This window comes from Actinomadura sp. DC4 (assembly GCF_030406325.1).
Taxonomy (GTDB): Bacteria; Actinomycetota; Actinomycetes; order Streptosporangiales; family Streptosporangiaceae; genus Actinoallomurus.
The window spans coordinates 45,193-69,638 of sequence record NZ_JAUEQY010000011.1 but is presented as its reverse complement, the minus strand read 5'-3'; the positions used below and the strand labels follow the sequence as shown (position 1 = coordinate 69,638).

23 protein-coding genes and 4 pseudogenes are annotated in these 24,446 nt (G+C 72.1%); 11 read left to right on the top strand and 16 right to left on the bottom strand.

Going from position 1 to position 24,446, the window contains the following annotated elements; all coding sequences use genetic code 11:
- Positions 1-67 precede the first annotated feature (67 nt).
- From QWU11_RS19600 to QWU11_RS19590, 3 genes are all read right to left on the bottom strand, one after another.
- Positions 68-1,885, bottom strand: a complete 1,818-nt coding sequence (locus QWU11_RS19600) for a chloride channel protein (protein WP_290115163.1) — start codon at positions 1,883-1,885, stop codon at positions 68-70.
- A gap of 40 nt (positions 1,886-1,925) precedes the next feature.
- Positions 1,926-2,561 carry a TetR/AcrR family transcriptional regulator gene (locus tag QWU11_RS19595; RefSeq protein ID WP_290115161.1) on the bottom strand — a complete coding sequence of 212 codons (636 nt, stop codon included), beginning with the start codon at positions 2,559-2,561 and terminating at the stop codon, positions 1,926-1,928.
- 83 nt (positions 2,562-2,644) lie between these two features.
- Positions 2,645-4,909: an NADP-dependent isocitrate dehydrogenase gene (locus tag QWU11_RS19590; protein ID WP_290115159.1), complete on the bottom strand. Its 2,265-nt coding sequence runs from the start codon at positions 4,907-4,909 to the stop codon at positions 2,645-2,647.
- A gap of 356 nt (positions 4,910-5,265) precedes the next feature.
- Here QWU11_RS19590 and QWU11_RS19585 point away from each other — a divergent pair, with 356 nt between their 5' ends.
- Complete coding sequence (locus tag QWU11_RS19585) at positions 5,266-6,015, top strand: SDR family NAD(P)-dependent oxidoreductase (protein WP_290115138.1); 750 nt, start codon at positions 5,266-5,268, stop codon at positions 6,013-6,015.
- Between the two features lie 4 nt (positions 6,016-6,019).
- Here QWU11_RS19585 and QWU11_RS19580 read toward each other — a convergent pair whose 3' ends face one another.
- Entirely contained in the window at positions 6,020-6,820 is an 801-nt protein-coding gene (locus QWU11_RS19580; protein WP_290115129.1) for a hypothetical protein, read from the bottom strand.
- 186 nt (positions 6,821-7,006) lie between these two features.
- On the opposite strand from QWU11_RS19580, the gene QWU11_RS19575 reads away from it, so the two are divergent.
- Positions 7,007-7,660, top strand: a complete 654-nt coding sequence (locus QWU11_RS19575) for a hypothetical protein (RefSeq protein WP_290115123.1) — start codon at positions 7,007-7,009, stop codon at positions 7,658-7,660.
- Between the two features lie 121 nt (positions 7,661-7,781).
- Positions 7,782-8,147, top strand: a complete 366-nt coding sequence (locus QWU11_RS19570; protein ID WP_290115101.1) for a LiaF domain-containing protein — start codon at positions 7,782-7,784, stop codon at positions 8,145-8,147.
- Positions 8,148-8,333: 186 nt separating this feature from the next.
- On the opposite strand, the gene QWU11_RS19565 is transcribed toward QWU11_RS19570, so the two are convergent.
- The 3 genes from QWU11_RS19565 to QWU11_RS19555 form a co-directional block, all read right to left on the bottom strand.
- Entirely contained in the window at positions 8,334-8,993 is a 660-nt protein-coding gene (locus QWU11_RS19565) for a DUF2306 domain-containing protein (protein WP_290115098.1), read from the bottom strand.
- A gap of 170 nt (positions 8,994-9,163) precedes the next feature.
- On the bottom strand, positions 9,164-9,838 hold the full coding sequence (locus QWU11_RS19560) for a response regulator transcription factor (protein ID WP_290115079.1): 675 nt from the start codon (positions 9,836-9,838) through the stop codon (positions 9,164-9,166).
- Complete coding sequence (locus tag QWU11_RS19555; protein WP_290115077.1) at positions 9,835-10,974, bottom strand: sensor histidine kinase; 1,140 nt, start codon at positions 10,972-10,974, stop codon at positions 9,835-9,837. The genes QWU11_RS19560 and QWU11_RS19555 overlap by 4 nt, the downstream gene beginning before the upstream one ends.
- Before the next feature lie 177 nt (positions 10,975-11,151).
- Between QWU11_RS19555 and QWU11_RS19550 the strand changes: the two genes are divergently transcribed.
- Entirely contained in the window at positions 11,152-11,442 is a 291-nt protein-coding gene (locus tag QWU11_RS19550) for a hypothetical protein (protein WP_290115075.1), read from the top strand.
- Here the strand turns inward: QWU11_RS19550 and QWU11_RS19545 are convergent.
- Positions 11,415-12,505 (bottom strand): annotated as a pseudogene (locus QWU11_RS19545) (FAD-dependent oxidoreductase). The gene QWU11_RS19550 and the pseudogene QWU11_RS19545 overlap by 28 nt on opposite strands.
- 136 nt (positions 12,506-12,641) lie before the next feature.
- Positions 12,642-13,169, bottom strand: a pseudogene (locus QWU11_RS19540) (FHA domain-containing protein); the annotation flags it as partial.
- A 419-nt stretch (positions 13,170-13,588) separates the two neighbouring features.
- On the opposite strand from QWU11_RS19540, the gene QWU11_RS19535 reads away from it, so the two are divergent.
- Positions 13,589-13,933: a hypothetical protein gene (locus tag QWU11_RS19535; RefSeq protein WP_290115073.1), complete on the top strand. Its 345-nt coding sequence runs from the start codon at positions 13,589-13,591 to the stop codon at positions 13,931-13,933.
- 6 nt (positions 13,934-13,939) lie between these two features.
- Here QWU11_RS19535 and QWU11_RS19530 read toward each other — a convergent pair.
- Positions 13,940-14,341: pseudogene (locus QWU11_RS19530) on the bottom strand (LysR substrate-binding domain-containing protein); the annotation flags it as partial.
- A 58-nt stretch (positions 14,342-14,399) separates the two neighbouring features.
- Here QWU11_RS19530 and QWU11_RS19525 point away from each other — a divergent pair.
- Both QWU11_RS19525 and QWU11_RS47350 read left to right on the top strand, forming a co-directional pair.
- Positions 14,400-14,813, top strand: a pseudogene (locus QWU11_RS19525) (PaaI family thioesterase); the annotation flags it as partial.
- On the top strand, positions 14,796-15,347 hold the full coding sequence (locus QWU11_RS47350) for a DUF6817 domain-containing protein (protein ID WP_354670868.1): 552 nt from the start codon (positions 14,796-14,798) through the stop codon (positions 15,345-15,347). The pseudogene QWU11_RS19525 and the gene QWU11_RS47350, both read left to right, overlap by 18 nt.
- A 327-nt stretch (positions 15,348-15,674) precedes the next feature.
- On the opposite strand, the gene QWU11_RS19520 is transcribed toward QWU11_RS47350, so the two are convergent.
- From QWU11_RS19520 to QWU11_RS19505, 4 genes are read right to left on the bottom strand one after another with little or no spacing between them, the layout of a single operon-like run.
- Positions 15,675-16,244: a DUF5666 domain-containing protein gene (locus tag QWU11_RS19520; RefSeq protein ID WP_290115071.1), complete on the bottom strand. Its 570-nt coding sequence runs from the start codon at positions 16,242-16,244 to the stop codon at positions 15,675-15,677.
- On the bottom strand, positions 16,237-17,520 hold the full coding sequence (locus tag QWU11_RS19515; RefSeq protein WP_290115069.1) for an ABC transporter permease: 1,284 nt from the start codon (positions 17,518-17,520) through the stop codon (positions 16,237-16,239). The genes QWU11_RS19520 and QWU11_RS19515 overlap by 8 nt, the downstream gene beginning before the upstream one ends.
- Complete coding sequence (locus QWU11_RS19510) at positions 17,517-18,263, bottom strand: ABC transporter ATP-binding protein (protein ID WP_290115060.1); 747 nt, start codon at positions 18,261-18,263, stop codon at positions 17,517-17,519. The genes QWU11_RS19515 and QWU11_RS19510 overlap by 4 nt, the downstream gene beginning before the upstream one ends.
- Positions 18,260-19,438, bottom strand: a complete 1,179-nt coding sequence (locus QWU11_RS19505) for an efflux RND transporter periplasmic adaptor subunit (protein WP_290115044.1) — start codon at positions 19,436-19,438, stop codon at positions 18,260-18,262. The genes QWU11_RS19510 and QWU11_RS19505 overlap by 4 nt, the downstream gene beginning before the upstream one ends.
- A gap of 131 nt (positions 19,439-19,569) precedes the next feature.
- Here QWU11_RS19505 and QWU11_RS19500 point away from each other — a divergent pair, with 131 nt between their 5' ends.
- A complete protein-coding gene (locus QWU11_RS19500) occupies positions 19,570-20,727 on the top strand; it encodes an efflux RND transporter periplasmic adaptor subunit (protein ID WP_290115042.1) in 1,158 nt (385 codons plus the stop codon).
- A 7-nt stretch (positions 20,728-20,734) separates the two neighbouring features.
- On the opposite strand, the gene QWU11_RS19495 is transcribed toward QWU11_RS19500, so the two are convergent.
- Both QWU11_RS19495 and QWU11_RS19490 read right to left on the bottom strand, forming a co-directional pair.
- Complete coding sequence (locus QWU11_RS19495; RefSeq protein WP_290115035.1) at positions 20,735-21,829, bottom strand: NlpC/P60 family protein; 1,095 nt, start codon at positions 21,827-21,829, stop codon at positions 20,735-20,737.
- A 161-nt stretch (positions 21,830-21,990) separates the two neighbouring features.
- Positions 21,991-22,470, bottom strand: a complete 480-nt coding sequence (locus QWU11_RS19490) for a hypothetical protein (RefSeq protein ID WP_290115026.1) — start codon at positions 22,468-22,470, stop codon at positions 21,991-21,993.
- Between the two features lie 168 nt (positions 22,471-22,638).
- Here QWU11_RS19490 and QWU11_RS19485 point away from each other — a divergent pair, with 168 nt between their 5' ends.
- The 3 genes from QWU11_RS19485 to QWU11_RS19475 all read left to right on the top strand — a co-directional run bounded on the left by QWU11_RS19485 (position 22,639) and on the right by QWU11_RS19475 (position 24,445).
- Positions 22,639-23,646 (top strand): CHRD domain-containing protein, encoded by a 1,008-nt coding sequence (locus QWU11_RS19485; RefSeq protein ID WP_290115023.1) that lies wholly within the window; start codon positions 22,639-22,641, stop codon positions 23,644-23,646.
- Between the two features lie 293 nt (positions 23,647-23,939).
- Positions 23,940-24,272, top strand: coding sequence for a hypothetical protein (locus tag QWU11_RS19480; RefSeq protein WP_290115021.1), 333 nt, complete (start codon positions 23,940-23,942; stop codon positions 24,270-24,272).
- 20 nt (positions 24,273-24,292) lie between these two features.
- Entirely contained in the window at positions 24,293-24,445 is a 153-nt protein-coding gene (locus QWU11_RS19475) for a hypothetical protein (protein WP_290115018.1), read from the top strand.
- Position 24,446 lies beyond the last annotated feature (1 nt).

Sequence of the window (24,446 nt, the reverse complement as noted above, 5' to 3'; positions counted from 1 at the left end):
GCTCCACCTTGGCCCCGGACTGGTAACGACCGGTCAATTCCGCATACGAGCAGCGCGGCGGAACGGTTCAGTGGCCGGTCCGCGCGGCGGGCGCCGGGGGCCGGAGCGCGGCCAGCACGCTCTGGTGCGTGATCCAGCCGACGAGCGCGGTCCTGTCGTCGTCGAGCACGGGCAGGCCGGTGCCGGACGCGCCGACGAGGAGGTGGAGCGCGTCGGTGAGCGGCCGTGCGGCGGTGACCGCGGTGGGCAGTTCCGCCAGGTCACCGACGGTCCGCGACGTCTCGCCGTCGTCGGCGAGGGCCTGGGCGGTGGCGCGCGCGGTGACGGTGCCGCGGTACGCGCCGTCGGCGTCGGTCACCGGGAGGACGCCGTGCTCGGACAGGGCCAGGAGGTAGGCCGCCTGCGTCAGCGAGGTGCGCTCCGGCAGGGGGTCGGGCACCGGTTCCATGACCTCCGCGACCGGCCGGGCGGCCAGCGGGTTGGGCCCGACGGGCCCGGGGTCGACGCGCGCGCCGCGGCGCCGCAGTTTGAGCGTGTAGACGCTGTCGCCGGACATCAGCCGGCTGACCAGAGTGGCCGGTCCGACGACCAGGACGAGCGGCAGCACGATCGAGTACGCGCCGGTCAGCTCGAACATGATGATCACCGCGGTGATCGGGGCGCGGGCGGCGCCGGCGAACACCGCGCCCATCCCGAGCAGCCCGTACGCGCCCGGCGAGCCGGCCAGCCCGACGTGCTGCGCGACCAGCCCGAAGGCACTGCCGAACATCGCCCCCATGAACAGGCTGGGGGTGAGGACCCCGCCCGTGCCGCCGATGCCGATGGTCAGGCCGGTCGCGACCATCTTCCCCAGCAGCAGCAGGAGCAGGAAGCCGAAGACGTACCGGCCGCCGACCGCGTTCTGGAGCGCCGGATAGCCGGCGCCGTACATCTGCGGCAGCAGGAGCAGCAGGATGCCGAGCAGCAGGCCGCCCGCTGCCGGGCGCAGCCACTCCGGCCCGCGCCATGCCCAGTCGCACACGTCCTCGATCGCGTACAGGATCCGGGTGAACCCCACGCCGACGGCGCCGGCGGCCAGGCCCAGGACGACGTACAGCAGGTACTCGGCGGGGTGGTGCACGTGGAACGCCGGCAGGTGCAGGAAGGCCCCGCTCCCGAACGCCGCCCGGCCCACCACTGACGCGGTCACGCTCGACAGCACGACCGCGCCGAACGAGTCGGCGGCGAAGTCGCGCAGGATCAGCTCCATCGCGAAGAACACCCCGGCGAGCGGCGCGTCGAACGCCGCCGCGATCCCGCCCGCGGCGCCGCACGCCACGAGCACCCGGAGCCGGTTCTCCGGGAGCCGCACCACCCGGCCGACCGCCGAGCCGAGGGCGGAGGAGATCTGCACGAGCGGTCCCTCGCGGCCGACCGAACCGCCCGAGCCGATGCACAGCGCCGACGCCAGCGACTTGACCAGTGCCACCTTCGGGACGATCCGCCCGCCGCGCTGGGCCACCCCCGGCAGCACCTCCGGCACCGCGTGGCCGCGCGCCTCAGGGGCGAACCGCTCCACCAGCGGGCCGTACAGAAGCCCGCCGATCACGGGGACGACCAGCACGAACCAGATGCCGAGCCACGAGACGTACGGGTTCGCCGCGTGCCCGGCTCCCGCGTAGTCGCCGTGGCCGGAGAACAGGCGGGTGAGCAGGTCGACCAGCGAGCGGAACACGATCGCGACGAGCCCCGCGCCCGCGCCCACCGCCGGCGCGAGGACGGCCAGGCCCCACGGCGCCTCCCGCAGGCCCGTCACCGCCTTCGTGGCGCCCTGCTGCGTGCGGATGACACGTCGTGCCGGAGCGTCGGGCGTACGGGATCGGAGTGAGCTTTGGGACGGGGGCATCGTTGCATTATGCAACGAATCACTGGACGCGGCGGCCGTGTCAGCGACGCGTGGCGAAGGTCTCGATGTGGGCGATGGCGGCGTCGGTCGCGATCTTCAGCGGGTGGGTGCTCCGGCGGATCTGGGTCAGCAGGAGACCGCCCTGGAGCGCGGCGAGCATCATCGTGGCCAGGTCGTGCGGGTCGGCCTCGGGCGACAGGTCGCCGCGATCCCGCATGCGGCTGAGACCGTCGCGGATGGGCCTCTCCCAGCGGTCGAACGCCTCGACGAGGTCGGCGCGGGCGACGGGGTCGGTCTCCACGAGCTCGCCGGCGAGCGAGCCGATCTCGCAGCCGCCCTCACAGTCGCGCCGCCGCTGGCCCTCGACGGCCGCGTCACACCAGGCGCGCAGGGCGTCGAAGCTGTCCAGGTGGTCGAGGATGGGCCGCTGGCCGTCCATCGAGGCCTCGATCTGGTGGTCGATCACGGCGCGTACGAGCCCGCGCTTGTCGCCGAAGTAGTGGTAGATCTGCGACGCGCTGACGCCGGCGGCCTGCTGGACGTCGGGGATGCTCGTACCCGCGACGCCCTGGCGGAACATCAGGTCGGCGGCCGTCGCGACGATGCGGTCGCGGGTGCGGCGGCCGGGGGCGGTGAGCTTCTGCCCGGCGCCCGCCGCCGTCGATGTCCCGGTCATGGGCCTTACCTTACTCTGACTGGAATCAGCATTCCAAAAGGTACGGGGCGGCCCACCCGTAGGGTGGACCGCCCCGGGCGATGTCAGGCGAGGGTGGCGAGGGCCTCTTCGAACGTCGCCGACGCGCGCATGACCGCCGTGGCCTTGGCCGTGTCGGGCCGGTAGTAACCGCCGATGTCGGCCGGAGCGCCCTGCACCGACAGCAGCTCGTCGGCGATCGTCTGCTCGTGTGCGGACAGGATCTCCGCGAGCGGGGCGAACGCCTTGCCGAGCAGGGTGTCGTCGGCCTGGTCGGCCAGCTCCCGCGCCCAGTAGAGGGCCAGGTAGAAGTGGCTGCCGCGGTTGTCGATGCCGCCGAGGCGGCGGGTGGGCGACTTGTCCTCGTCGAGGAAGGTCGCCGTGGCCCGGCCGAGCGTGTCCGCGAGCACCTGGGCGCGCGCGTTGCCCGTGGTCTGCGCGAGGTGTTCGAGACTGGCGGCCAGGGCCAGGAACTCACCCAGGCTGTCCCAGCGCAGGTAGTTCTCCTTGACGAGCTGCTGGACGTGCTTGGGCGCGGACCCGCCGGCCCCGGTCTCGAACAGGCCGCCGCCGTTCATGAGCGGCACGATCGAGAGCATCTTGGCGCTGGTGCCCAGCTCCAGGATCGGGAACAGGTCGGTCAGGTAGTCGCGCAGCACGTTGCCGGTGACCGAGATGGTGTTCTCGCCGCGGCGGATGCGCTCCAGCGACAGGGCGGTCGCCTCGACCGGGGACAGGATCTCGATGCGCAGGCCCTCGGTGTCGTGCTCGGGCAGGTACCGCTCGACCTTGGCGATCAGGTTGGCGTCGTGCGCGCGCGTCCGGTCGAGCCAGAACACGGCCGGGTCACCGGTCGCGCGGGCGCGGGTGACGGCGAGCTTCACCCAGTCCTTGATCGGCGCGTCCTTGGTCTGGCACATGCGGAAGATGTCGCCCGCGCCGACCGGCTGCTCCAGGACGGCGGTGCCCGAGGCGTCGACGACGCGGACGGCTCCGGTCACCGGGATCTCGAAGGTCTTGTCGTGGCTGCCGTACTCCTCGGCCTTCTGCGCCATCAGGCCGACGTTCGGCACCGAGCCCATGGTCGCCGGGTCGAAGGCGCCGTTCGCGCGGCAGTCGTCGATGACGACCTGGTAGACGCCGGCGTAGCTGCTGTCCGGGATGACCGCGAGGGTGTCGTGCTCCCCGCCGTCCGGGCCCCACATGTGGCCGGAGGTACGGATCATGGCCGGCATGGAGGCGTCCACGATGACGTCGCTCGGGACGTGCAGGTTGGTGATCCCCCGGTCGGAGTCGACCATCGCGAGTTCCGGGCCCTCGGCCAGCTCGGCGTCGAAGGAGGCCTTGATCTCGGCGCCGCCGGGCAGCGACTCCAGGCCGGCGAGGATGCCGCCGAGGCCGTCGTTCGGGGTCAGGCCGGCCGCGGCGAGCGTCTCGCCGTGCGCCGCGAACGTCTTGGGGAAGAACGCGCGGACCACGTGGCCGAAGATGATCGGGTCGGAGACCTTCATCATCGTGGCCTTCAGGTGCACCGAGAACAGCACGCCCTCGGCCTTGGCGCGCGCGATCTGCGCGGTGAGGAAGTCACGCAGCGCCGGGACGCGCATGACGGACGCGTCGACGACCTCGCCCGCGAGGACGGGTACCGACTCGCGCAGGACTGTGGTGGAGCCGTCGTCGCCGGCCAGCTCGATGCGCAGCGAGCCCGCCTCGGAGATCACCGCGGACTTCTCGGTCGTGCAGAAGTCATCGGCGTCCATGTGCGCGACGTTGGTCTGGGACTCAGGCGTCCAGGCGCCCATGCGGTGCGGGTGCGTCTGCGCGTAGTGCTTGATCGCGGCGTGGGCACGGCGGTCGGAGTTGCCCTCGCGCAGCACCGGGTTCACGGCGCTGCCCTTGACCCGGTCGTACCGGGCGCGGATCTCCCGCTCCTCGTCGGTCTGCGGGTCGTCCGGGTAGTCCGGGAGCGCGTAGCCCTGCTCGCGCAGCTCGGCGACGGCCGCCTTCAGCTGCGGGATCGAGGCCGAGATGTTGGGCAGCTTGATGATGTTCGCGCGCGGGTCCTCGACCCATTCGCCCAGCTCGGCGAGCGCGTCGGCGATGCGCTGGTCCTCCCGCAGGTACTCGGGGAACGTGGCGATGATGCGGCCGGAGAGCGAGATGTCACGGGTCTCCACGGTGACCCCGGCGGTGGAGGCATAGGCCTGGATCACAGGCAGCAGCGAATACGTCGCCAGAGCGGGCGCCTCGTCAGTGTGGGTGTAGACGATGTCGCACGAGGGTGCGGTCCGCGCGTCGGGGGCACCGGCTCCTGTGACCTGGGGTTCCATGTTCTCGCGTTCCTTTACTGATGGGGGCGTCGTCGCACCGCGTTGTGGGGGTGCGCCGCGTGTCGGCCTGTGGGCACACGACGTACAGCGCACGTTGTGGAATTGTGATTCCATCCTCGGCATATGACTGGCTGAGTGTCGGGCCACAGCGGCCAGGACTCATCCGGCTGAGACTAACCCCTCGACCTGATAGCGACGGCACCGGACGTCACGGGCCCCGCGGGCCGATCGGGCATCTCTCCGCACACCAGCAGGACCGCGACACTCCTCCCCCTGTCTCCTCATTGGAATTGACATTCCAATCTGGGGCCTGTACTCCTGGAAAGGTCATTCCAACTACGGGTACGGGAGACGTCATGTCCGAGACGCTGACAGGGAAGAACGCACTGGTCACCGGGGCGACGAGCGGCATCGGCCGGGCCACCGCACAGGTGCTGGCCGGGCAGGGGGCGCACGTGGTGGTGTCGGGCCGCGACACCTCGCGCGGCGAGAAGGCCGTGGCCGAGATCCGCGCGGCCGGCGGGAAGGCCGACTTCGTACGGGCCGATCTGAACGGCGCGGCCGGGGCGCGCGAGCTGGCGCGCGCCGCCACGCGGATCACCGGCGGCATCGACATTCTGGTGAACAACGCCGGCATCTACCCGTTCGTCGCCACCGGTGACACGAGCGAGGAGGTCTTCGACGAGGTCTACGACGTGAACGTCAAGGGGCCGTTCTTCCTGACCGCCGAGCTGATCCCGGCCATGGCGGCCAAGGGCGCCGGTCTGGTCGTCAACATCGGCACGGTCGCCGCGCGCAAGGGCATCACCGGCGCCACGGCGTACACCTCCAGCAAGGCGGCGGTCGACCAGCTCACCCGGATCTGGGCCGCCGAGTACGGTCCCTCCGGCGTCCGCGTCAACGCCGTGCTGCCCGGCATCATCGAGACCGAGGGCGTCCAGACCGCCCTTGGCGACGAACGCGGCCCGTTCCTGGCGATCACCCCGGCGGGCCGCGTCGGCCGTCCTGAGGAGATCGCGGCGGCCGTGGCGTACCTCGCCTCCGACTCGGCCGCGTTCGTCAACGGCGCCTTTCTCACCGTCGACGGCGGCGCCTCCGCGCTCTGAGAGCTCAGAGGGTCGCCGTGCACTTCTCGGCGTGCCGGGGATGGTCGGCCCACAGGCAGATGCGCATCACGAGGTCGGTTCGCCCGGCCACCTTCCGGACCGCGGGCGTGCGCACGTAGGTGCCGGACGGCTCGTGGCCGGTGATCAGCGCGGGACACGAGTGCCAGGGGCCCGTACGCGCCCGCCAGTCGAGCCGTACGCCCCCGGTGCCGGCGTCGGAGCGGCCCCGACCCCAGTAGTAGGTGGCTCCGTCGTGGGAGGCGTACCAGGCCGAGCCGTGCAGGTAGCCGAAGTCGAGAGTCGGGTCCTCACGCTTGGCGTCCGTGCCGACCAGGGCGGACGCGTCGATCGTCGCGTCGCGGACCGCGCCGGTCACGCAGGTCGCCGGTGCCGTGGCGTCGCCCGGGCTCCAGGCGAACCACATGACGCCGGCGGCCACCACGCAGGCCGCGACCAGGCCGGCCGCGGCTGACCATCGGCCCGGCACCTTTCTCCGCGGAGCCGCCGCTTCGGGCTCGCGTGTGGTCAGGCGGTCGAGCGCGGTCAGCCAGGGCTCAAGATCGGCCACGCCGCAGCAGCGCAGGATCGACTCGACGAACTCCCGCCGGTCGGTCATGGTCGTGAGCCGGCCGGGGTCGCGGAAGACGTCGCTGACCGTCGAGGTGGGCAGCCAGCGGGGCAGCGCGAGCGTACGGGCCCGGCGCTCGAGGCCGCGCAGGCTCAGCCCGGAGCGGTCGCAGAGAGCGCTCAGCAGCCCGACGTAGTCCTCGACGGTCGCGGCGGTGTCCGGCGGGAGCTCGGCCATCGCTGGTCCTCCCCAGCGGAGTCGGAACGTTCGGGCGACAGTTTCCACCATGGCCTTGACCTGCGTCCGGGACATGAGTCAACCGTCCCGGACCACCTCGGACGGCGAATGTCTTGCGGCCGGTCAGGGCCGTGCCTTCAATCGATCCCGTCCGTGCACGACCGGATCGAGAGGAAGAGACGAACCATGAAACGTACGCACACGCTCCTCCTGGGCGCCGCCTTCGGCGTGCCCGCCCTCGCCGTCGCGGTGCCCGTCGCCGCGAGCGGCGGCCACACCGCGCCGAGACCCATAATCGCGAACAAGGCCACGAACAAGGCGGCGGAGGTCTCGCTCGCGGGGAACGGCCCCGGCGCCGGCGGCGAGGCACGCGCGGCGACCGGCATCACCCGCGCCGCCGTGCTCGCACGGGCCCGGTGGTGGCTGAACAAGACGAACATCCCGTACTCCCAGAGCACCTGCTACACCACCTCCGGACAGCGGTCCTCCTGCCGGGCCGGTACGTTCCGCGCGGACTGCTCCGGCTACGTCTCGCTCGCCTGGAACGTCGGCAACCTCACTGTCGGCAGCTCCAACCCCGCGCTGACCCCGCTCGGCGGCCACACCTCGAAGTCCCGCGAGATCGCCAAGTCGGCGCTGGCCCCGGGCGACGCGTTCGCCTACTACAAGGGCCCGGGCGACGACGCGCACATCGCGCTGTTCGTCCGCTGGCAGGGCAAGGTCGGCGGCCCGGCCGTGGTGTACGAGCAGGCCGGCGGCCAGTCCGGTCCCCGCCAGCACGTCTGGTCGGCGAACTACCAGCGCGGCTACCGCGCCTACCGGTTCCTCGCCATCCACTGAGCCTTCGGCGAGCCCCGCCCTGGGCGGGGCTCGCCGACGTCTGCTGAGATGACGAATGTCATGGGCAAGGCGTGATCACCGTGACTAACCGGCGGCCGATCCGCGCCATACCGTCATATCCATGACGAACACTGAGCCCACGCCGGCCGAAAAGACCACCGACCTCCACCTGACCCTGCTGGGCGGATTCCGCCGCGAGGACGTCTGGCAGATGCGCCGCCGTACGATCGTGATCACCCCGGTCGGCGGGATCGACCTGGACCTGACCGAGGCCGCCCTTCCCGAGGGGGAGGCGACCGTGATCAAGGTGTCGCTGGTCGGCGGCGTGAAGCTCACCGTGCCCGAGGGCGTGAACGTCGTGGTCGAGGGGTTCAACCTGATCGGCCGCCGCCCCTCCGATACCGGCCCCGTGATCCCCGGCGCCCCGACCGTCCGCGTCCTGGCGTACGGCATCTTCGGCGGCGTGCGCCTCCGGCGCACCAGCTGATCCGCGTACGGGCGGGCGGACCCGGCGCACGCGGCCTCCGGCGGACCGGACCACCGGCGCGGCGAATCGGCCGGAGCGGCCGCCGAGCCGGAGGACCGGGCGAGATGGCCGCCGGGCCGGACGAGGGCGAAGGAGGCACCTCGCCCCGCACCGACTGCCGGCCGTTCCGGGGACGCACGGGTTCCGTCAGCCGGACGATGCGGGGACCGAGGCCGGCCGGTCGTGTCGTGCCCTCGTGCGCGCGTCCCGGAGGCGGGACGGCCGTCTGATGATCCATTCGGCGACGGCGATGTTGATCGCCCAGCCGAGGCCCATGAGCGCAGCCTTGCTGGACTTGTCGAGCGGTCCGACGGCCAGGATCCAGGGCATCTGGGTGAACGCCTGGGTGCCCGCGCCCAGGGCGAGCGCGTACGCCCGGATCATCCAGGCACGGTGCCGGGCGATCTCCCGCCGGCGGATCGCGGTGAAGGCGAGAACGATCGCGGCCAGCATGGCCGAGCCGACCACGAGCCGAAGGCCGGTGACAGCGGAGCCCACGTCGGCCGGGCGGGCGTAGAACAAGGTCATCCACAGCCCTGAGAGGGCCGTGCCCAGCCCGCAGGGCACCAGGACGCGCCCGGCGGCCCGATGCCAGCCCGGCCTGCGGCGGCGGAACCCCGAGGCGAACTGGAAGGCGCCCAGGATGCTGTAGACGGTGACGCTGACGACGTGGACCACGATGGGCACGGGCGAGGCGAGGAACCGGGCGTTGTCCGGCGTGACCTCGGCGCCGCCGGCCAGCTCGCTCATGCGGGCCGCGCCGGCGATCACCGGGACGAGGGCGAGCAGGATCAGTCCGGTGGGCACGGGCCACCCGGCCCGGGTCCGTCGAGGCCCGCCGGCCGGACGCCGTGTCGCTGCGCTGTCGCTCATGGCTCGATCGTGGCCGACGGCGCCGTACGGTTCATCGGCCGAAGAGCCGGAACGTACCTGGCCGATCGTCTGGTTCCCGGGTCGTACTTTCGGCCAGTGCGCCCTCAGCGTCTCCGGGTCCGCCGGTTCCTGACACGGCTGGTCTCGTACGCCCACATGGCGACCTCGACGCGGTTCCGGGCGCCGAGCTTGGTCATCAGGCTGGTGACGTGCGCCTTGACGGTGCTGAGCGTGATGTGGAGCTCGTCGGCGATCTCACCGTTGGTACGCCCGCGCGCCACCGCGCCGAGGATCTGCTCCTCGCGGCCCGTGAGCGCCTCGACCGGCTGCGGCGCCGGTGCCTCCGGCCCGGAGCCGGCGAACGCCTCCAGCAGCCGCGCGGTCACGCTCGGCGCGATGAGCGCGTCTCCGGACGCGGCGGCGCGTACGGCCTGCGCGAGCAGGTCGGGGCCGGCCTCCTTGAGCAGGAACCCGCGGGCGCCGGCCCGCAGCGCGGCGTACACATATTCGTCGAGGTCGAAGGTGGTGATGACGACGACCGCGATGGGATCCTCGACGGCCGGCCCGGCGAGGGCGCGCGTGGCCTCGATGCCGTTCATCCCGGGCATGCGGATGTCGAACAGGCAGACGTCGGGGCGTACGCGCCGCGCCAGCTCGACCGCGCTCCGGCCGTCGGCGGCCTCACCGACGACCTCGATGCCCGGCTGCGCGTTGAGGATCATCCTGAGCCCGGTACGCACGATCTCCTGGTCGTCCGCCACGACCACCCGGACGTTCACGACGTCCACTCCGCCCGGGGCAGCACGGCCGTCACGGTCCAGCCTCGCTCCGGGCCTGGTCCCGCCTCGCAGGTGCCGCCCAGCAGGCCCGCGCGCTCGGTCATGCCGCGCAGTCCGTACCCCTGTGACGCCGCCGGCCGTACGAGGCCGGTGTCGCCGTCGTCGCTCACCCAAAGGCGCACCGACGTCTCGTCGGCGGTGACGTGGACCTCGATGCGGGTGGCGTCGCGCGCGTGCCGCCGGGCGTTGGTGACCGACTCCTGGGCCAGCCGGAAGATCGCCGCCCCGACCGCCGGCGACACGTCGTCCAGGTCGCCGGACAGCTCCACGTCCACGGCCGGCCCGGCCTCGCCGTGGCTCGCGAGCCGCCGTAGATCGGCGAGGTGCGGGCTCGGCGCCAGGTCGGCCGGCTCGTCGCGGCGCAGCACACGGACGATGCCGCGCATCTCCGCGAGGGTCCGTGACGCCTCGGTCTCGATCAGGCGGAGCGCCTCGGCCGCGGCCCGCGGATCCGCCTCCGAGGTCGCGAGGCCCGCCTGGGCGCGGATCGCGATCGCCGAGACGTGGTGGGCCACGGTGTCGTGGAGGTCGCGCGCCAGCCGTTCGCGTTCGAGGAGCTTGGCGCGGTCGAGCGCGCGTGCCCGCGTCCCGGCGCGGTACCTCAGCGCCACGCCCAGGGCCATGCTCGACGACAGGAAGGCGAAGCCGGCGACGGCGTCCCCGGCCCCGGTCTCGTCGACGACGGCCGAGAGGCCGACCTTGGCGACGATGACCGTCACGCCGAGCACGATCGCGCGTCCGGACCCCCACCGGAACAGCGCGTACGGCAGGAGCATGAGGTACACCAGCGTGTCGAGGCCCGGTGGCTCGCCGCTCGTCAGCAGTCCGGCCAGGCCGCAGGCGCCGAAGGCGATGGCGACCATCGGCGCCGGCCGGGTGCGGCGCCACAGCAGCGTGGGCACGAGCCCGACCGTGAGGACCACCGACAGCGCCCGCCATGGCACGTCCGGGCGCAACCCCCCTTCGAGCACGGCGGCCGGCACCAAGAGCCCGGCGAGCGCCCAGTCTCGCCACACTCGCGCCGGCGGGCGAGAGGGACGGGGCTCGTCCCACACGGCTCGAAGAAGGTCGGGCACCGGGCCATCGTACGAGCGACCGCACCACTGCGCATATAGCCCGCGTAAATGTAAAAATCGCCGTTGCCCGGCGGCACGACGGTGAAGCTTGGGCAATGTTCAATGAGTGGGGCCATCAACGCGCGGGCGGCGGGTATGCCACATTATTACCTATAGCGAATTAGAGAGGGCCCACTCGTGCGCACTCCTACGCCAGGCAGGACCGTCGTTCCCCTTTTCATCGCCGCAGTGTTCTTCGGGGGTTTCCTGTCCGACGACGCGAACGCCTCGATCTCCTATTACGACGGCAATGGAAACGGCCGGCACAACCGGAATTCATTCATCATCAACAGTCCAAGCTTCAGCCACGACGTCCAGCACATTCGCAATGTGAACGTCGATGGCAACACCGTCACGCCGGCCGCGATCTGCCGCCGGCCCGCACGCCGATGCGTGATCATTCAGCGGCTGGTGGTGTTCGACCGCTGAGGCTCAGCGGGCGACCGCGCGCGCCGGGTCGTACGGGCCCAGGTCGATCGCCGGCGTACGGCCGAGGGCGAGGTCGGCCGCGACGGCCCGAAGCCGGTCGCGACGACGAGACCCGGAGCGACGAGGCCGAGGAGCGGACGCTCGTCCAGGCTCGCCGGGCGGAACCCGACCCGTACGTCGGCGACCGTCGCGTCCGCGAGTCCGGGCGCGACGGAGACGGCCTCGTCCAGCACCTCGCGCAGACCCCCGGCGGTCACCCGGTGGTCGAAGCCGGAACCGGTCTCGCGCGTCGCCCCCACGACGATCCGGGAGTCCTCGAAGGCCAGCATGTAGTGATCACTCTGCGGCAGCACGATCGGCCACCCGGCGGTGTCGGCACCGGACAGCCGCAGGTGCACGATCTGGCCGCGCTGCGGGACGACGGGCAGCGGCGCCCCCGGCGAGGTCAGGACGCGGGCCGACCAGGCGCCCGCCGCGACGACGACCGCGTCGGCCTCGGTGAGGTCGTCCTGGACCCGTACGGTCCAGTGGCCGTCGCCGGCCAGCGTCACGTGTGCGGAACCGCTCCGGCGCCCGGCACCGTGCCGCTCCGCGGCGGCGAGAAGGGTGTCGCGCAGCCGCCGGCCGTCCACCCGGGCCGCCCCGGTGATGTGGACCGCCGGCCGGTCGCCGCGCAGCGGCGGGAACAGCCGGCGCGCCTCACCGGGATCGAGCACCGTCACGTCGCCCGCCTCCGGCGCGCCGACCCGCTCGGCGATCTCGCGGACCTCGTCGCCGGGGCCGGCCGGCGCCAGCGCCCCGGTACGGGCGTACCCGGTGTCGGTGAAGCCCTCGTCGTTCAGCCGCGCGATCAGCCCCGGGTAGTGCCGCGCGCCCTCGCTCGCGAGCCGGTGCCGCGCCGGGTCGCGTACGCGGGACAGCCACGGGCACACGATCCCGGCCCCGGCCGCCGTCGCCTGCCCCTGTCGGCCCGGTCGACCAGAGTCACCTGCGCGCCGGACGCGCTCAGGTGGTACGCCGTGCCGGCCCCCACGATGCCCGCGCCGACGACGACGACCCTCATGGCGCCGCGTACGGGACGGTCACCGCCGCCATCGTCCCCACCAGCCGCGCTTGGGCCGTTGTTCCGTACGGGTGGCACCGGCGGCAGGGGCACCGGCGGCCGCCGGTACGGGTGCGGGCGCGGCCTCGGGCGCGTTGCTGACGTACACCAGGCGGAACTTCCCGATCTGCACCTCGTCGCCGCTGGACAGCATCGCCTCGTCGATGCGCTCGCGGCCGACGTAGGTGCCGTTGAGGCTGCCCGCGTCGCGTACCGAGAACTGCGCGCCGCGCCGGAAGAACTCAGCGTGCGTACGCGACACGGTCACGTCGTCCAGGAAGATGTCGCTTTCCGGATGACGGCCCGCGGTGGTGGTCTCACGATCCAGGAGAAACCTGCTTCCGGCGTTGGGTCCTCGTTTGACGAGGAGCAGTGCGGTGTTCGACGGAAGTGCCCTGACGCCCGACTGGTCGGCCGTCCAATCGTGGCTCTGCCCTGCCTGTTCGGCTTGCTCGGCCTCGACGGCCGCCTCGATCGCACTCAGTGACATCGTCGACGTCGAATCCCCGGACTCGCTCATCACCGGCGGAACACCCCGGCTGAGCGGAGTGCCGCAGTTCGAGCAGAAGCGGGCATCGTCCGGATTGGCGTGACCGCACTGCGTGCAGCGGATGCTCGGCGTCATCGGCTTGGCCTCCTACCTTTGGCCTCGGGGGTGCCTGTGGCACCGTACGCCACGGAGGCCGGGCAAGGACGGTGCGGTGGCATCGGACGCTGTGATCGTCCCCGGTACGCCGTCTTTGGAAGCCGCCTCCGGCGCGTAAGCAAGATCACAACGCCTTTCCAATATTTCCCCAGTGAAGGTAACGGAAACGCCAAGGCACGGCCTCGCTGCCGGGGCCCGTCGGTCCGGGTGGACTCCCGGCATCCGTCGGCGAGGACAGCGTTCGCGACATGTGCGCAGGTCACCGCGGTGCGGGCGGTGCGTTCTCGGGCGACTCGCCCTTTCGGTGGGTGCGGTGCGGTCGGTCGCGTGGAATAGGTTCTGCCCTTGGAAGCCGGGAGCGTCCGAGCCGCGGGCGCGCCGGTCCGGAAGGAGTGCGCGTGAAGATCCCGAGGCGTGTCAACGCCGCGTTGGACTGGGCAGCCGGCAACGCCCGGCTCATCCTGATCGTTCTGCCACTGGCCGTGGCCGCGGTCGCCGTGCTGTTCGTCCCCGCGCTGGCCGCGTTCGCGGTGGGCGTCGTCGTCGGCGGCGTGGTGGTCCACATCCAGATGAGGGCGAGAGTCGCCCGGCTGCGTGCCGAGGCCGACGAGCTGCTGCGGGAGAACGGCGCGCTACGCCACCAGAAGACCGTGATCGCCAAGGAGGTCGCGAAGGAGACCGCCGCGACCGAGAGCGTGCTCACGCAGAAGCTGCCGAGCATCCCCGAGGAGTACGGCGAGTAGACGCCGTCAGCCGGCGGCGACGAGGTCGGCGAACTCCGCGGCGAGCGGGCTGAGCGCGTTCCACTGGCGTACGGCCCAGCCGGCGACGATCGGCTTCAGGCCGTGGATCGGGATCGCCCGCACGGGGTTGTCCGGGCCGAGGACGAGCCGCGGCGGCATGGGCACGACCGCGTGGCCGACGTCGAGCCTGTGCACGACGAGTACCCACGGCAGGTCGATGACGGGCCGTTGCCGGATGCCCGGCAGTGGCTGCCCGAGCGTGATCCAGGCCAGGTCCACGCGGCCGCCGCGCAGGAGTTCGACGCGGCGCCGGGTCGAGTGCGCCGGCCGGAACTCCAGCGTCGCCCGCGGGTTGCGCGCGCGGGACGCCGTGATCGCGCCGGCCATGAAGGGCCGTACGGTGACGCCGCCGGTGGTGACCCGACGAGGATTGACGCGGGTTTCGTGCCGATCTCACAATGCGCGCATGGCGACGGACGAGCTGGAGCGGATCGGGCGGGAACTCGGGGCCGCGCGAGGCGGCCTGGACGACCGGCTGGGCATCGAGTTCCTGGAGGTGAGCGCGGCCCGGGTCGTCGCGCGGATGCCCGTGGAGGGCAACACCCAGGCGTACGGGACCCTGCACGGCGGCGCGTCCTGCGTCCTCGCGGAGAGCATCGGCTCGTGCGGCGCCGCCGTCCACGCGGGTCCGGGCCGGCAGGCGCTCGGCATCGAGATCAACGCGACGCACCACCGGGCCGTGCGCTCGGGACACGTCACCGGCGTCGCCACCCGCACCCACGCCGGGGAAACGCTCGCCACCTACGACGTCGTCATCACCGACGACCGGAACCGCCGCGTCTGCACCGCTCGCGTCACGTCGATGCTGCGCGACCGCCCGGAGCCGGACCTCGCCGCCGTGACCGCCTTCCTCGCCGCGCACGGGGCGGACGAACTCGCCCATCCCGGCGGCACCCTGCTGGCCCACCTGGGCCGGGTGCACGCGCTCCTGGCAGAGTGGCGGGCACGGCCGGCGCTGCGGCTCGCCGGACTCTGCCACGCCTTCTACGGCACCGACGGCTTCCCGGCGGCGCTGGGCGACGTGCACGACCGGCGCGAGCTGGCGGCGGTCATCGGCGAGGAGGCCGAGCGGCTCGTCCACCTGTACGCCGGCTGCGACCGCGGCTTCTCCTATCCGCGGCTCGCCGTGGACGGCGCACCGTTCCGCGACCGCTTCACCGGCGCCGAGTCCGACCCGCCACCGGAGGTCCGGCGGGACCTGGCCGAGCTCACCGCGGCCAACGAACTCGACCTCGCCCAGGTCAACACCGACTTCCGTACGACCCACGGCCCGGCGCTGCTCGGCCTGTTCACCTCCTGGCGCACCCTGCTCAGCGACCCGGCCTGGCGGACCGTACAGACCACCCTCACCTGAGCCTGCCGCAAGGGTCGGGTGCCCGCCCCGATGTCCGGGAACGTCCGCAGCGGCGCCGTCGAGGAGTGGGTACCGCCGCCTCTCGTACGTGATCACGGGCTCCGTGGGCGGGCGCTGCCGAGAGCGTGACGCCGATGCCCTCGCGGGCCGAGCAGGGCGCCTTTCGGGAACGCATGACCGGGTCCTTTCGATTACCCGCTCTTCTCCTTTCGGCGCTTACGGAAAGACCGAGGCGAGAAGTGCGTAAGGCGCGTGGCGCCCGCGACACCGGCCAGCCGGACCATCGCCGTTCTATCGATCAATTTCGTCTCCGTTGACAGTGAAAGGTCAGCCACCCGAGGAAGTGCCTTGGCTGACCGAGGTGGCGGTTACCGAACCGTCCTGGGCCTGAGAACCCTGGACGACGACGCTCGTACCGGACTTCAGGCTCTTGACCGAGCTCTTCCGGGCAGCGCTGATCTTCGTTGTGCCGGTCGTCTTCACCGGGACGACCGTGCCGTTCGCCGTCTTGACGTAGATCGTCTTCCCTTCGATCCGCTGGACGGTGCCGGTGGTCGCGCCCCCCGGGCGCCCCTGGCCCTGGCCCGGGAACCCGCCGCCCCGCGTCCCCGCGCCGCCCGGAGCGGCCGGTGCCGCGCCGGACGTCCCCTGATTCCCCGAGTGACGGTCGGCCTGGACGCCGACGAGGAACCCGACGGCCAGCACCAGGCCGGCGCACAGGATCGTCGTCACGCCGGGCAGCCGGCGGGCGCGCGGCGCCTTGGCCGGTTCCCCGGCCAGGTCGTCCTCGAACGGCGACGTGGCGAGCGCGTCGCCTTCCCCTACGGCCTCCGTGGCGGGTTCCACACGTCGTCTGCGGCCGCTCACGTCGTTCTCCCTCTCATCGCTGTCAGACATGGCGCAGCGCCTCGATCGGGCGCAGCTTGGCCGCCCGGTTGGCCGGATAGCTGCCGAAGAACAATCCGATCGCCACGGACACGCCGAGTGCGAGCACGATCGAGGAGGGCACGATCACCGGCTTCACGCCGACGACCGTGAACAGGCTGCCGACGACGCCGACGGCCACTCCGAGCACGCCGCCCAGCAGGCTCAGCACGGTGGCCTCCGCGATGAACTGGCCGAGGATCGCGCCCTTCGGCGCGCCGATCGCCTTGCGGATGCCGATCTCGCGGGTCCGCTCGGTGACGGTGACGAGCATGATGTTGGTGATCCCGATGCCGCCGACCAGCAGGCTGATGGCCGCCACCGCGCCGAGCAGCACGGTGAAGGTCCTGCTGGACGCGGTCACCGTCTCCTGCAGGCTCGCCTGGTTCATGACCTGGAAGTCGGCCGAGTTCGAGCCCGAGATGCCGTGCCGTTGGTCCAGCACGTCGGTGACCTCGCCCTGCGCCTGGTCGATCACCTTCGAGCTCTCGGCCTCCACGACGATCTGGCTCAGCCCGCCGAAGCCGGTGATGTTCTGCTGCACGGCGGTCAGCGGAGCGATCGCGACGTCGTCCGCGTCCTGGAAGCCGGACGAGCCGGACTCCTTCAGCACCCCGACCACGGTGAACGGCGTGCCGCCCACGTTGACCTGCTTGTTCAGCGGGTCGACCGTGCCGAACAGGTCCTCGGCCACCGTGGTGCCGATCACCATGACCTTGCGCCCGCCGGTCACGTCGTCGCCGGTGAACGTCGTCCCGGAGGCGACGATCTTGTTGGCGGCCGAGAAGTAACCCGGATAGGTGCCGACGAACTGGCTGATCGTGTGGCTCGTGCCCTCGTACGCCGTCGTCACCTGCGAGGAGGTCGCCACCGGGGACGCGCTCTTGACCGAGGGGGCGTTGACCTGGTCGACGAGCGCCTTCGCGTCGTCCACGGTGAGGTCGTGCGCCTGCGTACGTGGGCCGCTGCTCTGACCCCCGGCGCCGGCCGCGCCACCCGCGGGACCGAAACCGCCGAAACCGCCGCCGCCGCGACCGCCGCCTCCGGAGGTCGACGGCGTGACGGTGAGCGAGTTGGCGCCCAGCCGCGAGATCTGGTCCTTGATCTGCTGCGACGAGCCGTTGCCGACCGCGACCAGCACGATGACCGCGCCGACGCCGATCAGGATGCCGAGCATGGTGAGCCCGCTGCGCAGCTTGTTGGCGGTCAGGCCGCGGAGGGCGAACCGCAGGATCTCCCAGACGCTCATCGCGCGCCCTCCATCGCCTGCGCCGCCGCGGGCGGCGGGCCGTCCACCCGCGCGTGCCGGCGGTCCTCGGTGACCTGGCCGTCCACCAGCCGGATCACCCGTTTGGCGCGCGCGGCGACCTCGTCCTCGTGCGTGATCAGCACGATCGTGCGGCCGGTCGTGCTGAGCCGGTCGAGGATGCCGAGCAGGTCGGCGGTGGAGCGGGTGTCCAGGTTGCCGGTCGGCTCGTCGGCGAGCAGGAGCGCGGGCGCGGTGACCAGCGCACGGGCGACCGCGACGCGCTGCTGCTGGCCGCCCGAGAGCTCGTTCGGCTCGTGGTCGACCCGGTCGGCGAGCCCGACCCGCGCGAGGGCGGCCTCCGCCCGCAGGCGGCGGTCGGCCGTCTTCACGCCGCCGTACGCCAGCGGGAGTTCGACGTTGGCCAGCGCGGACATCCGCGGGATCAGGTTGAACGACTGGAAGATGAAGCCGATCTTGCGGTTGCGCAGGATCGACAGGCGACGCTCGTCGAGCGAGCCGACGTCGGTCCCGTCGAGCAGGTAGCGGCCGTCGGTGGGGATGTCGAGGCAGCCCACGATGTTCATGAGCGTCGACTTGCCCGACCCGGACGTGCCCATGATCGCCACGTATTCGCCGCGCTCGACGGTCATCGAAACGCCGCGCAGCGCGTGCACGGCCGTGTCGCCCGTGCCGTACACCTTGGTCGCTCCGCGCACGTCGAGTACGGGAGGCGCGGGCGTCATCGGCCGCCGCCGAAACCGCCGCCGCCACCGACACCGCCGCCGCCCAGGCCCCCGCCGCCGGGGCGGGTCTGGGAGTTGCTGGAACCGCTGGTCGTGGTCGCCTGGATGAGGACCTCGTCGCCCTCGCTCAGTCCGGACTTGATCTCGGTCCCCTGGTCGCCCTGGACGCCGATCTCGACGCGCTTGGCGACCTGTGTGCTCCCCTGCTTCACGGTCACCGTGCTCTGGCCGCCCGCCGTCCTGACCGCGGCCGCCGGCACGTACAGGACGTTCTGCGCGGACGACGTCGTCACGCGTACGGTCGTGGTCTGACCGAGCCGGACCTGGGCGGACGGCTTCGAGAGCGTGATCGTGGCGCCGTACTGCACGACGTTGTCGGTCGTGGTCGGCGACATGTCGATCTCGCTGACCTTGCCGGTGGCGGTGACGCCGCTGAGCGCGTCGAACGTGATGTCGGCGGACTGGCCGACCTTCAGCTTGATCGCGTCCGACTCCGTGAACTCGCAGGTGACCGCCAGCTTTGCGGGGTCGGCCAGCTCGATGAAGCCGCTGCTGGACGAGTCGCTCGACGAACTGCCGCTGGAGGAGTCGCCGCCGGAGGAGGACGAGCCGGACGTTCCCGAGGATGACGAGCCCGAGGACGACGAGGACGACGAGCCACCGCTGGACGAGCCGCCGACGGTGCCGTTCACCGAGACGACCGTGCCGGAGAAGGGGGCGGTGAGCTTCGTCCCGGCGAGACTCCGTACGGCCTGGTTGTAGGAGTTCCTCGCGGAGACGTAGGAGGAGTAACCGGACGCGCTGGAGGTGTCCCCGGCCTCCGCCGCGGCGAGGCCGGCCTCGGCCGACTGGAGGTTCTCCTCGGCCGAGGTCGCGTCGATCCTGGCGAGAACGTCGCCCTTCTTGACCTTGTCGCCGGCCGCGACCTTGATTTGGGTGACGGTGCCGGAGGAGCCGAAGGCGAGCGACCGGCTCTTGGCGCTGGCCACCGAGCCCGAGGCCGACACGGAGGACACGACGGTGCCGCGGGTGACCGTCGCGGTGCGGGTGGCGGACGCTCCGGCGGCGTCGTCTCCGCCGGTGAGTGAGAAGTAGCCGACGCCGATGCCGAGGACCAGCAGCACGCCGAGCGCACCGTTGATCACCAGGGACCGGCGTCTGAGTAGTCGTTTCACGCGGCAAACGCTGTCGACGCCGCGTTGAACCAGCCTAATCCGATGATGAAGAAACGATGAGAGAAACTTCAAAGACGATTTTCATCTGAGCCCCACGGCCCTGTCATCCGCGCAGGTCATCGTCTCGCGGCATGAAACTGCGGAGGCCCGCGCCCAATCGTCTCTCGCGACGCACCCAGGTGGCGCTCGGTGCGTTCGGCGTTCTCGTCATCGGCACGGCGACGACGGTCGCCATCGGCTCCGGCGGCGCGAGCGGCGCCTCTCCGGCGTACGCGACGGTGGCCGAGGGAGACGTGACGGCCACGGCCGGCGCGTCGGGGAACCTGGAGAGCGCCGACAGCCGCGACCTGGCCTTCGGCGCGTCGGGGACGGTGATCCGGGTGTACGCCAAGGTCGGAGAGAAGGTGCGCGAGGGCGCGCGGCTCGCCGCGATGGACCGTACCCAGGCAGAGGAGGACCTCGCGTCGGCCAGGGCGGCGCTCGCCGCGGCCGTGGCGACCGCGGACGGCACCGACACCGTCGCCGCGGAGGGCGTGACGATCGTCCCGGCCGGCTACACACCGACGCCCGGCGCGTCGGCGACACCGACGCCGCGGTCGACCCCGACTCCGCGCGCGCCGGCCCGTTCGCCGGCGACGACGGCCTCCCGCGCGCCGAGAGGGACGGGGAAGTCATCCGGGGGCGGATCGGCCTCCCCCGAGCAGTCGGCCGCCCGGGTCACCCAGGCCAAGAACACCCTGGCCCGGGCGGAACGCGCCCTGGCGGGCACGGTGATCAAGGCGCCGATGGCGGGCACCGTACTCGCGGTCGACGGCACGGCCGGCGACCGGGCCTCGGCGTCCAGCACGTTCGTCACCATCGGCGACCTGGACGACGTGCAGCTCCAGGCCACGTTCTCCCAGAACGACATGGCGAGCGTACGCGTCGGCCAGCAGGCGAAGATCACCCTGACCGCCGAGCCCGGGACGACCTACGCCGGCACGGTCACGCACATCGACACGAACGCCACGACCAGCGACAAGCTCGTCAAGTACGGCGCGATGATCGCGTTCGACGACGTGCCGTCCCGGATCCTGATCGGCCAGTCGGGGACCGTGTCGGTCACGACGGCCTCGGCGACGGACACGCTGTACGTGCCTTCGTCCGCCATACGAACCGGCCCGAACGGCACGTACACCGTGCGCCTGCGCCTGGGCGGCACCCGTACGGTCCGGATCGGCGTCCGCGGCGACGCCTACACCGAGATCACCTCGGGCCTGTCCAAGGGCGACCGCGTGACCACGTCGTGATGACGGGTCACTTCGTCATCCGCTCGAGTTTGGTGTGCATGTCCTGGCGGTCCAGCGGGCGGGTGAAGCCGACCGGGCCGCCCGGGTACCTCTTGTAGCTCTGGACCTTCACGTGGTCGCCGGTGTGCGGAGCGACGATCATCAGGCCCTTGGCCGGGTCCACGACGATGCCGACGTGGCCCGGGCCGCTGTGGCCGGCCTTGTAGTCGAAGAAGACCAGGTCGCCGGGGATCTCCTGGCCCGCGTGGACGCGCTTGCCGAACCAGTACTGCGCGTCCGAGGTGCGGGGCACGTTGACGCCGGCCGACTTGTACGCCGCCTGCACCAGGCCCGAGCAGTCGAAGGCGCGGGGGCCCTCGGCGCCGTAGACGTACGGCTTGCCGAGCTGAGCTCTGGCGAACGCCGCGACCTTGTTCCCGAACCGCTTCCGTACGTCGTCGATGGTCGTGCGGTGCATCGTGGCCTGGTTGGTCCCGGTCGCGGCGGGCTCGTGGGCCGCGTCAGGAGCGGGGCGGCCGGTCGTACGCTCCGGGGCCGGGGGCGTCCGCTTCTCGGGCCGTTCCGGGCGGGTCCGCTCCACAGGCCTGGTCCGCTCAACGGGCCTGGTCCGATCGGCGGGCTTCGTCCGATCGGCGGGCCTGGTCCGATCGGCGGGTTCGGTTCGCGGCGGTTTCGGGTCGGGCCGGTGCGGTGCCGTCGGCTGGGCGGCGACCGGTGCCGGGGTGTCGGTGCTCGGGCCGGTGGGGACGTAGGCCGGTTCGGAGTCCGCCGCCGTTTCCGGCGGGACGGCGGGAGCCGCGGGCGTGACCGTACCCGCGCTGGTCCGCGGATCGGGGACCGTCTGCGTACGGCGGCCGGTGTGCTTGTGCGGCGTCGGCCGTGTCTCGCCCGGCGGGGCGAGGGAGCGCGGCTGGACCATCGCGTACGTGGACGCGGCGGACGGTTTCGGCGGCGCCTCGGTCTCCGCGGCGACGTTCTCCACGTGCACGGTGTCGGTGCTCGCGTCCGCCTGGGGGGTCGCGTTGATGACACAGGCCGTGAGGATCGCCGCGGCGGGAACACCGCCGGCGACCAGCGTGAGGCCCTTGGTGAGCTTCGTCATTTGTTCTCCCGGGAAAGAACGCCCAGAGATGGCGTGTTTCATCTCGGAGAAACGCGCATTTCTCAGTGCCGGTTCAATGCCTCGGGAAAACTATTTTTCACGCGGAAACAACGGCGAGCCGGGCGCACGGAGAAGTGCGCCCGGCCCGTACTTTCGACAGCTCACTGCCCGGTCTTGACCAGCTTGCCGTCCGCGCCGACCGCGAACCAGACGCCGTCCACGCCCTCGCCGTCCACGTCGCCCGGACCCATGTCGCCGGCGTAGTAGTACAGCGGCCAGACGCCGTACGTCGCCTGGCTGGTGCCCTCGGCGCGCTGGGTCGCCTTGAGCAGCGCGGGGTTCGCCCCTGCCGCCGCGGTCACCTTGTCCTTGCTGATCAGAGCGGGCCACGTGGCGATGCACTGACCGGAGCAGCTGCTGGTGCCACCCTTGTCGTTGGTGAACGCGTAGAGGGTACGGCCGCTCTGGTCGGTCAGGATGTCGCCGAGGCTGGACTTGCTGATCTTGACGCTCGTCTGGGCGGCGGCCTGGCGGGCCGCCGGTTTGGTGTTCTTGTCGCTCCCGGAGCCATCAGAGGCGCCGCCGCAGGCGGCGAGACCGATGGTGAGGGCGGCGCCGAGAAGGACGAACCGTGCGCGCATGAGAACTGCTCCCTGAAGTAGCCGTAGAGGTGATGCCTGGCGAGCAGTACGCACGCCACGGCCGGGCGGTTCAATCCTGTTTTTTTGATAATTCGGCTGAACCTCCGGCAGGGGTGTCCCGTACAGATGGGCGGACTCACTGATTGCACGACAACGAAGGATGCGGAAATGAGAATGCGTATCGTCGCGCTGCCGGTCGTGGCGCTCGCCCTGAGCCTGTCCGCCGCCACCGCCGCCCACGCGGAGCACGGCACGACGCCCGCGCCGGCGTCGTCGGACATGCCTGGCATGCCCGGCATGAAGATGCCCAGCGCCGCACCCCCGCCCAGCGCCGCTCCGGAGGCCCAGGACCTGAACGCCGCGATCGCCCGCGCCCAGCAGGCCCCGATCTTCCTGACCGCGCAGCTCAACGGGCGCAACGAGGTGCCGGTGGCCGGCAAGCCCGCCGTCGGCGACCCGGACGGCAGCGCCACGGGCATCGTGCGCGTCCAGGGCAACCGGGTGACCTTCGCCTTCACCTGGAAGAACATCACCGCGCCGACTCTCGGCCACATCCACCAGGGCGCGGCCGGCGCGAACGGCGACGTCAAGGTCCCGCTGTTCACCACCCCGATGCCCGACACCACCGACGCGGCGGCCGGCGCGGTCACCGTCAGCGACCCGGCCATCGCGGACCAGCTCCGCGCCAACCCGGCCGGCTTCTACCTCAACCTGCACAGCAAGGAGTTCCCCGGCGGCGCCGTACGCGGCCAGCTGCGGGCGCTGCGCGGGCAGGCCGACGTGCTCGACCTCCTGAACGGCGGCGGCTCCCGCGCGTTCCTGTCCGGCGACCAGGAGGTCCCGGTGGCGGGCGGCCCGGCCGTCGGCGACCCGGACGGGCGCGCCGTCTCCTTCATCCGCGCCTCGGGCGGCCAGGTCCGGTACGCGTTCGCGTGGGTCGGCGTCAGCCCGACGCTCGGCCACGTGCACAAGGGCACCTTCGGCGCCAACGGCCCGGTCGTGGCGCCGCTGTTCACCACCGCCATCCCCACGACGGTGTTCGCCGTCTCCGGCACCGCCAAGAACATCGACCCGGCGGTGGCCGCGGAGATCCAGCGGAACCCCGGCGGCTTCTATGCCAACCTCCACAGCGCCGAGTTCCCCGGCGGCGCTGTGCGCGGCCAGCTCTTCGGCTGACCCGCGCCGCGAAGGCCCGGAGCACCCCCCGCTCCGGGCCTTCGCGCACGAGACGAACAAGAATGCGCCCGCACGCCGAGCGCGCACGAACACCGATCGAGATGGCCACCCGTCACCCTGGCCCCATCGGGCCACAGGGCACGGGGCCAGGGTGACGCGCCTACGCGAGGCGCGAGTCAGGAATCCATCCGCGATGGCGGCGATCGAGGGCGGCCGCCGCGCACCACCACCGCGACGTCGGTCCGGCGACACCCACCGAACTGCACCCCGCATCACACGCGACGGGAGCCACGATGACGCACGTACGCGCGGCGCGGGTCGAGGATCTGTCCGCGATGGCGGCGATCGAGGGGGCCGCCGCGCAGCTCTTCCGGGACGTCGGTCTGGGTGCGCTCGCCGACAGGCCCCCTCCGCCGGTGGCGGTGCCGGCCGGATACCGGAGCGCCGGCCGAGCGTGGGTGGCCGGGCGGGACGAGCCGGTCGCCTTCCTCGTGGCCGACGTCGTCGACCGGTGCGCGTACGTCGCGCAGGTCAGTGTCGATCCCGGCACTCACGCCGGGGCATCGGCGGGACGCTCCTCGACCACGTCGCGGAGTGGGCCGCCGCACAGAGGCTGGACGCTCTGACGCTGCGGACCTTCCGCCAGGTGCCGTGGAACGCGCCCTGCTACGCCCGGCGCGGCTTCCGTGAGCCGGCCGACGCCGAGCTCACCCCCGGTCTCGCCGCCGTCGCCGCCGAAGAGGCGGCGGCCGGCCTCGACCCGGCGGATCGCGTCTGCATGCGACGCGACCCGCCGTGAT

Bases quoted from the DNA above. Each gene is read 5' to 3' on its own strand.
- QWU11_RS19600 (WP_290115163.1), bottom strand. From the start codon at position 1,885: ATGCCCCCGTCCCAAAGCTCACTCCGATCCCGTACGCCCGACGCTCCG.
- QWU11_RS19595 (WP_290115161.1), bottom strand. From the start codon at position 2,561: ATGACCGGGACATCGACGGCGGCGGGCGCCGGGCAGAAGCTCACCGCC.
- QWU11_RS19590 (WP_290115159.1), bottom strand. From the start codon at position 4,909: ATGGAACCCCAGGTCACAGGAGCCGGTGCCCCCGACGCGCGGACCGCA.
- QWU11_RS19585 (WP_290115138.1), top strand. From the start codon at position 5,266: ATGTCCGAGACGCTGACAGGGAAGAACGCACTGGTCACCGGGGCGACG.
- QWU11_RS19580 (WP_290115129.1), bottom strand. From the start codon at position 6,820: ATGGCCGAGCTCCCGCCGGACACCGCCGCGACCGTCGAGGACTACGTC.
- QWU11_RS19575 (WP_290115123.1), top strand. From the start codon at position 7,007: ATGAAACGTACGCACACGCTCCTCCTGGGCGCCGCCTTCGGCGTGCCC.
- QWU11_RS19570 (WP_290115101.1), top strand. From the start codon at position 7,782: ATGACGAACACTGAGCCCACGCCGGCCGAAAAGACCACCGACCTCCAC.
- QWU11_RS47350 (WP_354670868.1), top strand. From the start codon at position 14,796: ATGCTGCGCGACCGCCCGGAGCCGGACCTCGCCGCCGTGACCGCCTTC.
- QWU11_RS19520 (WP_290115071.1), bottom strand. From the start codon at position 16,244: ATGTCTGACAGCGATGAGAGGGAGAACGACGTGAGCGGCCGCAGACGA.
- QWU11_RS19515 (WP_290115069.1), bottom strand. From the start codon at position 17,520: ATGAGCGTCTGGGAGATCCTGCGGTTCGCCCTCCGCGGCCTGACCGCC.
- QWU11_RS19510 (WP_290115060.1), bottom strand. From the start codon at position 18,263: ATGACGCCCGCGCCTCCCGTACTCGACGTGCGCGGAGCGACCAAGGTG.
- QWU11_RS19500 (WP_290115042.1), top strand. From the start codon at position 19,570: ATGAAACTGCGGAGGCCCGCGCCCAATCGTCTCTCGCGACGCACCCAG.
- QWU11_RS19495 (WP_290115035.1), bottom strand. From the start codon at position 21,829: ATGACGAAGCTCACCAAGGGCCTCACGCTGGTCGCCGGCGGTGTTCCC.
- QWU11_RS19490 (WP_290115026.1), bottom strand. From the start codon at position 22,470: ATGCGCGCACGGTTCGTCCTTCTCGGCGCCGCCCTCACCATCGGTCTC.
- QWU11_RS19485 (WP_290115023.1), top strand. From the start codon at position 22,639: ATGAGAATGCGTATCGTCGCGCTGCCGGTCGTGGCGCTCGCCCTGAGC.
- QWU11_RS19480 (WP_290115021.1), top strand. From the start codon at position 23,940: ATGACGCACGTACGCGCGGCGCGGGTCGAGGATCTGTCCGCGATGGCG.